The organism is Paraclostridium sp. AKS73 (genome assembly GCF_025671395.1).
Lineage (GTDB): Bacteria > Bacillota > Clostridia > Peptostreptococcales > Peptostreptococcaceae > Paraclostridium > Paraclostridium benzoelyticum.
Window position 1 is genome coordinate 19780 of the sequence record NZ_JAIXHU010000037.1, and the last position, 13434, is coordinate 33213.

The window sequence follows — 13434 nt, forward strand, 5'->3', positions numbered from 1 at the left end:
ACTTTCTTTTTTATTTAAATTTAAAGATGGATTATATTGAAAGAAAATGGGGATTAAAATTGTGTAACTAATAGCTCCTTTGTTAATAAAATATATTAAAGTGGGGGGGATATACATGATATTAAAAAAATATGTATCGACAATTACACTAATTACATTAATGAGTACGTCAATCTTAGTAGGATGCAGCAGTCAAGAAAAGGATAAAGTTATAAATTCTAGTGAATTATTAAAAAATAAAGAAGCAAGACTTGCGATATCTATGGCGGTTGATAAAAGTGAAATAACTAGTGTGATTTTGAACAATGGATCAAACCCAGTAAATTATTATACACCAGAGGGATTAGCGATAAATGATGAAGGTAAAGATTATAGAGAAATTGCTGGAAATATGGGAAGTGGGTATGATTTGAAAGAAGCAAAAGAACATTGGGAAAAAGCAAAGAATGAATTGAATTTTGATAAAGTTACAATAGAAGTTTTAACATCAGACGTTGAAAGTAGTAAGAGAGTAGGAGAATTTTTCAAAGTCAATTACAAAAAAATCTAGATGGAATGACAGTAGAGATAAAACAAGTCCCATTTAAGCAAAAGCAACAATTAGAAGCACAAGGAGATTATGATTTAGTTTATAGCTCTTGGGTTGCTGATTATCCAGATCCATTAACATTTTTAGAGACGTTTACTACTACTGGAAAATTTGGAGTAAATAGTGGATATGATAGTAAAGACTATAATTCTTTGATAGAAGAAGGAAAAACTTCAACAAATATTAATGATAGTTGGAAAAAATACGCTAAAGCAGAAGAACTTTTATTGAGTGATGCATTTATAATGCCTCTTTTCCAAAGTAGTAGTGCTTATATACAAAAATCTTATGTAGATGGAATAACTATAATTCCATACGGAGCAAAATACGCTTACAAATGGGCAAGTTCAGAAGGACGAAATGAATTAAATTTAACAAGTACTTCAGATATACCTTCTTTAGATATGAGTAGATCTACAGATTCATTATCATTTAGTGCTGCAAATAATGTTATGGAAGGTCTTGTAAGGGTAGACAATGATGGTAAGGTAGTTGAAGGTATTGCTAAGAGTTGGGAAGCATCAGAAGATAAGAAAACTTGGACTTTTAATTTAAGAGAAGATTCTAAATGGAGCAATGGAGATAAAGTAACAGCTAATGATTTTGAATATGCTTTTAAAAGAACGTTAAATCCAGAAACTGCATCTCAATATGGATTTATAATGTATGATATTATTGGAGCTCAAGATTACAATATAGGAAAAACTAAAGAATCTGAAGATGTAGGTGTTAAAGCATTGGATGATTATACATTAGAAATAAAACTTAATAGACCTGTTAGTTATTTTGACAGATTGATGGCATTTCCAGTATTTTTCCCACAAAATGAAAAGTTTATAGAAAATCAAGGTGATAAATATGGAACAACTAAAGAATCTACATTATATAATGGACCATTTACTTTAACTAAATGGAAATTAGATGATGTTTATATAATGACTAAAAATCAAAATTACTGGGATAAAAATAGTGTAAAATTAGAGTCTGTAAATACAAAAATTGTAAAAGAAGGATCTGCTGATGTGAATTTATATGAAAATGGAGATATTGACTTCGTAGGTATAACAAATGAATTTATTGATAAATACAAAGATACTGATGAGTTTAGCACTAGTAAGAATGCAACAACATTTTTTATGCTTATAAATGGAAACAAAGAATAAAAACAAACAAACCTATTCATTTGAATAGGTTTGTTTGTTTTATAAAAATAATATATAAGAGGTAAAAATTATCTCCCCTAGAAATAAAAATACTAGGGGAAATAGTATTTTTATTTAACTAGCAACTGCTGTTTTCTCTATGCTTTTTACAATAATCGCAGTTACATCCACAGTGGCAATCACAATTTTCTTTTTCTAAACAACCATTATTTTTTTCTACACAATTATTATTTGGATCTATCTTATCTACATCTTTGCAAACATACTTTTCATCGTGAGTATCCTTTGTATCATAATGATATACATTATATTCATAGTAATGATCAGTTATATGATTGCAATCAGTTATATAGTAGTGGTTACATTTTTCATAGTAATTATCATAGAAGTTTTCATTTACAACAAAATAATCTTTTCCATCTAAGCATGTATAAGTTTTATAATGGTTTGTAGAACTTACAGGTTTTTTACCACTGCAAGGAGTGATATTTGAATTATTGTTGTTACCGCATGAAGAGTTGTTGCAATTATAGTAATATTTTTTACATTTATTAGGTTTTTTAAATCCGCATTTTTTATTTGATTTACACCATAAACCCATAAATATTACCTCTCTTATAATTATTTTATATAGTAAATTTAAAGATAAAATAAAGTTGAAATTTATTTAATACCTATATTAAAATTTACTATAATAGATTATATGACAAATATTTATAAATGGTGATATATTATATGTTAATTTAAAAATTGAAAAGATATGAATATAGATATAAGTATAAACACCCAAATATGATATAATATGTAGAATGTAAAGGAGGCAAAGAGTATGAATATAGATAGAAGTAAATTAACTCCTATGATGAGACAGTACTTTGAAGTTAAAAATAGATATAATGATTGCATAATGTTTTTTAGGCTTGGAGATTTTTATGAAATGTTTTTTGAAGATGCAATAGTAGCTTCTAAAACTTTAGAAATAGCACTTACAGGAAGAGAATGTGGTATGGATGAAAGAGCACCTATGTGTGGGATACCATTTCACTCTTCACAAAACTATATATCGAAATTAGTTGAAAACGGATATAAAGTAGCAATATGTGAACAAGTTGAAGATGTAAATGCTTCAAAAGGAATAGTAAAGAGAGATGTAGTAAGAGTAATAACTCCAGGTACAGTACTTGAAGGAGCTTTATTAGAGAATAAGAAAAATAATTATCTATTGGCCATGTACACAGATGGTGAGAAAATAGGTATTTCATATACAGATATAAGTACAGGAGAAGTTAATGCAACATATTTAAGTGAAGAAAAATTAGTAGAAGAAATAGCTAAAATTCATCCTACTGAGATAATCGCAAATGATTTAAACAGCGTTAAAAAAATAAGAAATATAGCTACTTTAAGCAATATATATATAAATGAAAATTTTGATGAAAGTTATTTAGATGAAAACATATTAAATAAATATTTTTCAACTGAGTATTTAAAAAATTTAAAATTAGATGAATTTGGTCTTATATCATCTAGTTTATGCATTATATTAAATTATATTTATAATACTCAAAAACAAATAACTTCTAATATAAATAATATAAATATATATAACTCACAAGAGTATATGGTTTTAGATATGTTTACAAGAAGTAACTTAGAATTAACATCTACTATAAGAGGAAATGCAAAGAAGGGATCACTTCTTCATGTTTTAGATAAAACATCTACTGCTATGGGTGGAAGAATGCTTAGAAAATATGTAGAAGAACCACTAGTAAATAAACTACGAATTGAAAAAAGACTTAATGTTATCGAAGAGCTAAAAGATGACTTTATGTTAAGGGAAGACCTAATTGAAACTCTGAAAAATGTATATGATATAGAAAGAATTTGTGGGAAAATTGCATTTGAAAAAGTTACACCTAAAGAAATGATACATTTAAAAAATTCTATAGAAAAATTACCAGAACTTAAAAAAATTATAAATTTATCAGAGGCAAACATTCTTAAAAGATATATTTCAGATATGGACGACCTAAATGATATATATGACTTGATAGATAGTGCAATACTTGAAGACCCATCAATAACGATAAAGGATGGAAATATAATTAAATCAGAATTTAACGATGAACTGAATTCTTTGAGAGATATATCTAAAATGGTGCCTTTATGATAAAGGAAATAGAAAATAGAGAAAAAGAAAAACGGGAGTTAAATCTTTAAAAGTAGGATTTAATAAAGTATTTGGATATTATATAGAAATAACAAAAGCAAATTTAGCTAATGCAAATATAGATGAAACATATATCAGAAAGCAAACATTAAGTAATGCGGAAAGATATATAACTAGTGAATTAAAAGAAATAGAAGATAAAATTTTAAATGCAGAAGATAAAATTAAAAATTTAGAGTATGAGATTTTTGTAAATATAAGAAATAACATATATAAAAATATAGATAGAATTCAATCAGTTGCAAAGATAATAGCTAATATAGATGTATTTGTATCATTAGCAACTGTTGCTTATATAAACAATTATGTAAAACCTATAATTAATGAAAGTAATAAATTAGATATAAAAAATGGACGTCACCCTGTTGTTGAAAGTATAGTTGGAGAAGAAAATTTTGTACCTAATGACACGTATTTAAATCAAGGTGAAAATATTATAAACATAATTACAGGTCCAAATATGGCTGGTAAATCTACTTATATGAGACAAACTGCAGTAATAGCATTGATGGCTCACATAGGATCATTTGTTCCAGCAGAATATGCTAATATACCTATTTTAGATAGAATATTTACGAGAGTAGGAGCTAGTGATGATTTAGCTCAAGGGCAGTCTACTTTTATGGTTGAAATGACTGAAGTTTCTCAAATACTTAAAAATGCAACAGATAAAAGTTTAGTTATATTAGATGAAATAGGACGAGGCACTAGTACTTATGATGGAATTAGTTTAGCTTGGTCTATAGTTGAATATATTCAGGCAAATATAAAATGTAAGACTTTATTTGCTACACACTATCATGAGTTAGTTGAATTAGAAGATGAGTTTTATGATGTTAAAAACTATTCTGTAGCAGTTCAAGAAAACAATGATGGAATTGTATTTTTAAGAAAAATAATAGAAGGTGGAGCTGATAAGAGTTATGGTATATATGTAGCAGAGCTTGCAAAGCTTCCACAAAAAGTTATTGCTAGATCAAAGGAAATATTAAAAGATTTAGAGAAAAATCATATCCAACAAGATTTAAGCACTGCTATCAATATTAAAGAAAAATTAGAAATTAATGAAAATCATATAGATATAAAAGCATATGAAACTTTGCAAAATGAATATGAAAGTTTCAAAGAAATATAAATATTAAAGAAAATGACTATAATTTAAATATAGGAAAGTTAAAAAGCGAAATAAATAAGCTTAGAAAAGAGAATAAAGAACTTAAAGAAAATACTGTAGAAGATGAGGTTGCAGTTACTCAAATATCTTTTGGTTCTGTTTATGATGAAAGCTTAGTGGAAGAAATTAAAAAATTAGATATTTTAAATATGACTCCACTAGATGCTATGAATACCTTATATAGCTTGCAAACTAAGGCTAAAAAAGGTAAATAAATCAACCTATGCTAAAGACTTATAAAGAAAAGCAAATTTTTTATCTATGAAATGAGGTGAATATATGGCTCGAATTAATATATTAGACGAAGTAACAATAAATCAACTACAAGCTGGTGAAGTTGTAGAAAGACCATCTTCTGTAGTTAAGGAACTTGTTGAAAACTCAATAGATGCTCAAAGTTCTAAAATTATAGTAGAAATAGAAGATGGTGGTAAAAAATTAATTAGAATAACTGATAATGGAAATGGAATTGAATCTAGCGAAGTTGAAAAAAGTTTTTTAAGACATGCAACTAGTAAGATAAGTCAAATAGATGATTTATATGATCTATACTCTCTAGGATTTAGAGGAGAAGCTTTAGCATCTATTGCATCAGTTGCTAAAATTGAAATGATTACAAAGCATAAAGATGAGCCAGTAGGAACTAAAATTACAGTAGAAGGCGGAAAAATTATATCAAAAGAACCAATAGGAACTAATAATGGGACGACGATTATAGCTAGGGATTTATTTTTTAACACTCCTGTTAGACAAAAGTTTTTAAAATCAACGCATGCAGAAACTATAAATATTAGTGATTTAATAAATAAGCTAGTTATAGGTAATCCTAAGGTCAGTATTAAATATATAAACAATAAAAAAACTATGTTAAATTCCCCTGGTGATGGTAAGCTTATAAATACTATAAGAAGTATTTATGGAAAAGATATAACTGAAAATTTAATAGAGTTAAATCATGAAAGTCAGTTTTTTAAGGTAAGTGGATATATCGGAAACAATAATGTTTATAGAGCTAATAAAAACCTTCAACATATATATATAAATAAACGTTATGTTAAAAGTAAAATTATATTAGATGCTATAAGTGAAGGTTATAAATCTTTAATACCTATAAATAAACATGCAGTTTGTTTTTTAAATATAGAAATAAACCCATCTAAAATAGATGTAAATATACATCCTACAAAATTAGAGTTGAAGTTTGAAAATGAACAACAAATATATGTAGAACTTAAAGAGTATATAAGGAAGTCGTTAATTAGATCTAACTTGATAGGAAAATATGAAACTTATGATAATGTTGAAAAGCGAGATTTAAAAAAAGTTAATAATTTGGATAACAGCTTGGCTCATAATAAAAAACAAATTAGCTCAGAAAATATAAATCAAGGTATATTAAATAACCTAGAAAAAGAATATAAAAGTCAGACATATACATTTGAAGAGTTAGACGAAAGAAAAGAATTGGAAAAGAACATTAATAATAAAAATTTAAATAATAAAATAAGCAAAAGTAATAAAGATGAAATTATATTAATAGACAATGCAATAGATTTAAATAAAGTTTATAGTTTTAATGATTTAGTAGAATTAGAAAAAAGAAGAGAATAAAAGTTCAAAAAGTAATGAAGCTGATACTTTAAAGAACAAACCTATAATTAGTGAAAGCTTAATAAAAGAATCTGAAAGTGTATATACAGAAAAAATGAACAAGTAGAGTTTAACAATAGTGATAAAAATAAATTTTCATTAAATGAATATATAGTTATAGGTACTATATTTAAAACATATATAATACTTCAAAAAGGAAGTCATATGTACTTGATAGACCAACATGCAGCGCATGAAAGAGTATTATTCGAAAAATATATGGATAAATTTTACAATATGGATATTAACATGCAAATGTTGTTAGATCCAATTGTTTTAGAATTAGCAACGACAGATATGTTACAAGTTGAAAATAATATAGATTTATTTATGAAATTTGGTTTTGAAATAGAGATATTTGGCAAAAATCATATAATGATAAGATGTGTACCTACTATATTTGGAACACCGGAATCTGAAAAATTTGTGTTAGATATAATTGATAACATAGATGAAATAAAAAATAATTATGAGTTAAAAGGTGAAAAATTCGCATCGATGGCTTGTAAAGCAGCTATAAAAGCTAATGATAGTATATATGATGAAGAAATAAATAGCTTGTTAAATCAAATTGAAATGTGTAAAAATCCTTTTACATGCCCTCATGGAAGACCGATATTTGTAGAAATATCGAAAACTGAGATTGAAAAAATGTTTAAACGAATTATGTAAGAAAGAAGGGGAGCAGATGAAAAAGATACCTCTAGTCATACTGACAGGGCCAACTGCAGTTGGAAAAACAAACTTATCAATACAATTAGCTAAAAAAATGAATATGGAAATAATATCAGCAGATTCTATGCAAATATATAAATATATGGATGTGGGAAGTGCAAAAGTTACAGAAGATGAGATGAATGGAATAAAACATTATTTAATAGACGAGGTTACTCCGGACTATAGTTTTTCTGTATCTGAATTTCAAGAAAGAGCTAATGATTATATAAATCAAATTGTAAAAAAGGGAAAATCACCGCTTGTAACTGGTGGAACAGGCCTTTATTTAAATTCTCTTATATATAATATGGATTTTGCAAAATCAGATGCAGACAACGAGTTAAGAGAAATGTTAAGAGTAGAGCTTGAAGAAAATGGAATCGACTACATGTATGAAAAGTTAAAGTCTCTTGATGAAGAAGCTGCAAATAGAATTCATAAAAATAACACAAAAAGGGTTATAAGAGCTATTGAAGTTTGTATGAGTGGCAAAAAATGAGTGACTTTAGCAATGATTTAAAATTAAATGAAAAGTATGAACCAATAATAATAGTTTTAAATAGAGATAGAGAACATCTATATAGAAGGATTAACAAGAGAGTTGACATAATGATAAGTCAAGGTCTTGAAGATGAAGTTAAAAACCTTTTAAATATGGGGTACTCAAGTGATCTAGTATCTATGCAAGGAATAGGATACAAAGAAGTAATTAAATATCTAAATAATGAATACACTTATGAAGAAGCCATAGAAATAATAAAAAGGGATTCAAGAAGGTATGCTAAAAGACAACTAACATGGTTTAGGAGATATGAAAATGCTAAGTGGTTTGATTTAGATAACTACAATGATGAAAAAATACTTTTAGACGATGTAATTAGTTATATTGAAAAAAAGGTAAATGTTGTGTAATATAGAATATAATATATATAATAAATTTGATAAATCATTTTGGAGGGTATTAATCTAATGAAAAATACAGTATTAAACTTACAGGACTTATTCTTAAATAATGCAAGAAAAGAAAGAATACCTGTAACAATATTTTTAATGAATGGAGTTCAAGTTAAGGGGTACGTTAAGGGATTTGATAGCTACATAGTATTATTAGAAGGAGAAAATAAGCAGCAAAATCTTATATATAAGCATGCAGTATCTACTATAATACCAGGAAAACAAATAAACTTTAACAATAATAATAACCAAGGATACAATAAAAACTATCAAGAAAACAAATAATTGAATATAAAAATAAAAAAATCTTAAGATGAAAATCTTAAGATTTTTTATTTTGGGGATTAGTTATGTGATAAAGTCACAGAATAATATATAACTTTTAAATATAATGAAATTATAAATTATATAGTTATAAAAATTAAAGTTATTACTTTAACAAAATATAATATGAAAATTGGTGAATATAAAATAAAAAGGAGATTTTGAAAATGTCTAAAAAAGTTATAATAGTTGGTGGAGTTGCAGGTGGAGCATCTACAGCCGCAAGACTTAGAAGATTAGAGGAAAACGTTGAGATAATTATGTTTGAAAAAGGTGAATATATATCTTTTGCAAACTGTGGACTTCCATATTATATAGGAGAGGTTATAACTGAAAGAGAGAAACTTATAGTTCAAACTGTTGAAGCTATGAGTGATAAATTTAATATGGATATAAGAAATTTAAGCGAAGTAATTAAAATAGATAAGGAAAATAAAAAAGTAACTATAAAAAATCATAAAACAGGAGAAGTATATGATGAAAGTTATGATGTATTGGTTTTATCTCCAGGTGCAAGTCCTATAAAGCCTCCTATACCTGGAATAAAGGATTGTAATAATTTATTTACATTAAGAAATATACCTGATACAGACAAAATAAAGGCTTATGTAGATAAAGATACTACTAAAAAAGCTGTTGTAATAGGTGGAGGATTTATCGGTATAGAAATGGCTGAAAACTTGGTTGAAAGAGGTATAGATGTAACTCTAGTTGAAGCTAGTTCTCAAGTTATGGCTCCCCTTGATGTAGAAATGGTAAGCACTATACACGAACACTTAATAGATAATGGTATAAATTTAATTTTAGATGACGGAGTAAAAGAATTTAAAAACAACGGTAAGACAGTAGCGTTAAATAGTGGTAGAGAAATAGAGACAGATTTGATAATTTTATCTATAGGAGTTAGACCTGAAACATCAATAGCTAAAGATGCAGGATTAAAACTAAATGAAAGAGGAGCTATAGTTGTTGATGAATATATGAAAACTTCAGATGATAATATATATGCATTAGGTGACGCTGTAGAAATTATAGATTTTGTAAACAAAAAACCTACAATGATACCATTAGCATGGCCAGCTAACAGACAGGGAAGATTAGCTGCTGATAATATATGTGGGAAGAATATTAAGTATAAAGGAACATTAGGATCGTCTGTAGCAAAGATATTTGATTACACAGTAGCTACAACTGGAAATAATGAAAAAATATTAAAGAGACTGGGAATAGACTATGAAGTTGTGCATATTCACCCAAACTCAAGTGCTGGATATTACCCAGGCGCATTTCCTATAGCTTATAAAATGATATTTGACAAAAAAACAGGTAAAATATATGGAGCACAAGGTGTGGGTATCGAAGGTGTAGAAAAACGTATAGACGTATTAGCTACTGCAATAAAGGCTAATTTAACTGTATTTGACTTACAGGATGTGGAGACATGTTATGCACCTCCATATAATTCAGCTAAAGATCCTGTTAATATGCTAGGATACTATGCATCTAATATAATAGAAGGTGATGTAGAGACTATACAGTATCATGAAGTTGACGAAGTTTTAGATAGAGGAGATATAGTTTTAGATGTAAGGGATGAATTCGAATTAGCAACAGGTATGATTGAAGGGTCTGTTAATATACCTCTTGGGGCATTAAGAAAAAGAATAGATGAGTTATCAAAGGATAAAAATATTTATGTTACTTGCCAAGTTGGATTAAGAGGTTATATTGCTTGTAGAATATTAACGCAAAGAGGATATAAATGTTTTAATATAGATGGTGGAATAAAAACTTATACAGCTGTTAAAAGAGCTAAAAAATCTATTGAAAATCAAAGTCAGAATGTAAATTCAACTTTAAAAACAAAAATTAAAAATGAAGAGGGTTCAGAAATGAATGAAAATATAAAAGCAAATATTGTATTAGATGCTTGTGGACTTCAATGCCCAGGGCCAATAAGAAGAGTTTTTGAAGAAGTTTCAAAGATGGAAAGTGGAGATATAATAGAAGTAAAAGCAAGTGATGTTGCTTTTAGCAAAGATATAAAAGCATGGTGTGAAACAACAGGAAATTCATTATTAAAAGCTGAATTTAATAAAGATAAAAAAGCTTATGTGGCTTATATACAAAAAGGAGAAAATCCTGTTAATGCAAAAGCTTCATGTTCTTTAACTAATCAAGTTGGAAAAGATGGGGCAACAATGGTAGTATTTAGTGGAGATTTAGATAAGGCTATAGCATCATTTATAATAGCTACAGGTGCAGCATCAATGGGTAAAGAAGTTACTATGTTTTTCACATTCTGGGGACTTAATGTATTAAAGAGAAAAGAAAAAGTAAAAGTTCAAAAAGATACTATGGAAAAAATGTTTGATATGATGTTACCAAGCAACACAAATAAACTTCCTTTATCAAAGATGAATATGGGCGGAATGGGGCCAAAAATGATAAATGAAATAATGAAAAAGCATAATGTTGATGATATCGACACATTAATAAATAATGCTATAAATATGGGTGTTAAACTGGTTGCTTGTTCTATGAGTATGGATTTAATGGGGATTAAGAAAGAGGAACTTATAGATGGCGTAGATTTAGGTGGAGTTGCAGCATACTTAGGAGCAGCTGAAGATTCTGGATTAAACTTATTTATATAATTTAATAATAATAAAAAGGGAGTAATTAAAATTACTCCCTTTAATTTTGTTATTTAATATTTTAAATTTACAAACTATGTATTTAAGTTATATTAAGCAGTGTAAATTTATATAATTTATTAGATTATATAAAAAGAGAGATGTGGTTAAATGAATTATTTAAGTTACTTAAATATTAAGAATTTCAGAGGCGTAAAAGACTTAGAATTAGAAGATTTGCTTACAATAAATATAATTGTTGGGGATAACAACAGTGGTAAAACTTCTATTTTAGAAGCTATATCACTGTTAGAGAATCCAGATAGTGTAAGGAATATGTTAGTCAATGCAGCTAAAAGAGATAGTAATAATATATCAAAATTTGAACTCTTTTTAGAAATGTTTCCTAAAGGACAAAATGAAAATAGAAGTATTCACATTGACTCAATTATAAATCAATGCGAACATGAATTTAAAATACAAGGGAATTTAAGTGATGTAATTGATTTTAATGATATGGAGAGAAATTTTGAAAGTAAGGTTTTTGAAGGAGTTGTAAGTCTTAAACAAAATAACCAACAATTAGTTAACAAAGAAATATATATTCAAGAAAACAAACAGTTAAGATTTAGTGGAAGTTATAAAACTATAAAAATGGTATATATAACACCATATGATCACTTTAGGGAGAACTCATTAAACACAACTATAGAAATTATAAAAGATGGGGACAAAGATAAAATTATTGAATTACTTAGAAAGTTTGATGAAAACATAATAGGCTTTGAAGTCTTGCCAAATGAGAAAATGAATACTTCATCAATATACGTGAATCATAAAAAATTTAAGCTTATGCCATTGTCTAGTTTTGGAGATGGGGTAAAAAAAGTAATTACACTAGCATCTGCTATAATTAGTTCAAAGGGTGGAATATTACTAATAGACGAGATAGAAACAGCTATATACAAAGATATGATAAAAGAAGTTTTTAATTGGTTCGTAAAAGCATGTATAGAATATAAAGTTCAGCTTATTTGTACTACTCATAGTTTAGAAGTCATTGATTCAATGATTGATGGAATAGAAAATAAGATAGATGATTTAGCTTGTTTTAGAATAGAATCGGTAAATGATTATGCGTACACAACTAGATTTTCAGGTAGTAAACTAAAAGATATAAGAACTATATTAGGTCAGGATGTGAGATGATGAAAAATATTTTATTTTTCGTAGAAGGAGTTCATGATGCTAACTGTGTAGCTAAGATTCTAGATCTGAATGGTTTTAAAGAAATTAGAAGTATAGATAATCTACCTGAAATCTGGAAAAGAAAAATTCCAAGAACATACCCTTTTGTTAAAGATAGAATTGAAAGATATGTGCCGATACCATCATATTTTACAAATCAGAAAGTTATAATTGTAATTATTTGTACAAATGGAGAAGGAAGACTTATAAAAGAAATTGATTTATATATTAGTAATATGAGTAAATCTGAGTTAAATCAGATAAAGAGTATATGTGCAATTTTTGATGCAGACCAAAAGATAGCTAAAGAAACATTTAATGAAAAATTTAAATATAAGAAAAAAGACATGATTATATGTAAACAAGATTTTTTAGATGAAGAAATAAATATAAAAGGAGAAAAAATTAATTTATACAATTATTTTTTCCTGACAATGATAGGGAAGGTACATTAGAAAACTTATTACTAGATGGTGCTGGTATAGTTTACAAAGATCTTATAGAACAAGTAAATGATTATATTGGAAATATAGATGAAAGACATAAATATAATTGGAGTATTTCTAGTGAAAATAAAGTAAGGGTAGGATGTATAGCTAATGTTTTTCAGCCAGGGAGCGCAAATCAAAGTTCAATAAGACGTGATGACTGGATAAGTGAAGAAAGTATTAAACATAGTAAAGATATTAAAAAATTTTATGAATTTATTGTGAAAATAATAAATTTTTAAAATATAATAATTTTTT

At 27.0% G+C, this 13434-nt stretch carries 6 protein-coding genes and 4 pseudogenes; 9 read left to right on the forward strand and 1 reads right to left on the reverse strand.

Going from position 1 to position 13434, the window contains the following annotated elements; translation table 11 throughout:
* Nucleotides 1-262 precede the first annotated feature (262 nt).
* Nucleotides 263-639: pseudogene (locus tag LEQ07_RS15975) on the forward strand (ABC transporter substrate-binding protein); the annotation flags it as partial.
* A 402-nt stretch (nucleotides 640-1041) separates the two neighbouring features.
* Entirely contained in the window at nucleotides 1042-1752 is a 711-nt protein-coding gene (locus LEQ07_RS15980) for a peptide ABC transporter substrate-binding protein (RefSeq protein WP_263331421.1), read from the forward strand.
* Between the two features lie 118 nt (nucleotides 1753-1870).
* Here the strand turns inward: LEQ07_RS15980 and LEQ07_RS15985 are convergent, their stop codons facing one another.
* Nucleotides 1871-2353: a hypothetical protein gene (locus LEQ07_RS15985; RefSeq protein ID WP_046824349.1), complete on the reverse strand. Its 483-nt coding sequence runs from the start codon at nucleotides 2351-2353 to the stop codon at nucleotides 1871-1873.
* A 228-nt stretch (nucleotides 2354-2581) separates the two neighbouring features.
* On the opposite strand from LEQ07_RS15985, the pseudogene mutS reads away from it, so the two are divergent.
* From mutS to LEQ07_RS16025, 7 genes and pseudogenes are all read left to right on the forward strand, one after another.
* Nucleotides 2582-5374 (forward strand): annotated as a pseudogene (gene mutS / locus LEQ07_RS23200) (DNA mismatch repair protein MutS).
* A 64-nt stretch (nucleotides 5375-5438) separates the two neighbouring features.
* Nucleotides 5439-7481, forward strand: a pseudogene (gene mutL, locus LEQ07_RS15995) (DNA mismatch repair endonuclease MutL).
* A gap of 16 nt (nucleotides 7482-7497) precedes the next feature.
* Nucleotides 7498-8438, forward strand: a pseudogene (miaA, locus tag LEQ07_RS22675) (tRNA (adenosine(37)-N6)-dimethylallyltransferase MiaA).
* Nucleotides 8439-8495: 57 nt separating this feature from the next.
* A complete protein-coding gene (gene hfq, locus LEQ07_RS16010; protein WP_263331416.1) occupies nucleotides 8496-8765 on the forward strand; it encodes an RNA chaperone Hfq in 270 nt (89 codons plus the stop codon).
* A gap of 206 nt (nucleotides 8766-8971) precedes the next feature.
* The gene (gene cdr / locus LEQ07_RS16015) at nucleotides 8972-11461 is read left to right on the forward strand and encodes a CoA-disulfide reductase (protein ID WP_263331417.1); all 2490 of its coding nucleotides are present in this window, start codon (nucleotides 8972-8974) and stop codon (nucleotides 11459-11461) included.
* 150 nt (nucleotides 11462-11611) lie between these two features.
* A complete protein-coding gene (locus LEQ07_RS16020; protein WP_052952035.1) occupies nucleotides 11612-12649 on the forward strand; it encodes an AAA family ATPase in 1038 nt (345 codons plus the stop codon).
* Nucleotides 12649-13143, forward strand: coding sequence for a DUF3226 domain-containing protein (locus tag LEQ07_RS16025; RefSeq protein ID WP_263331418.1), 495 nt, complete (start codon nucleotides 12649-12651; stop codon nucleotides 13141-13143). The genes LEQ07_RS16020 and LEQ07_RS16025 overlap by 1 nt, the downstream gene beginning before the upstream one ends.
* The last annotated feature ends 291 nt before the right edge of the window (nucleotides 13144-13434 follow it).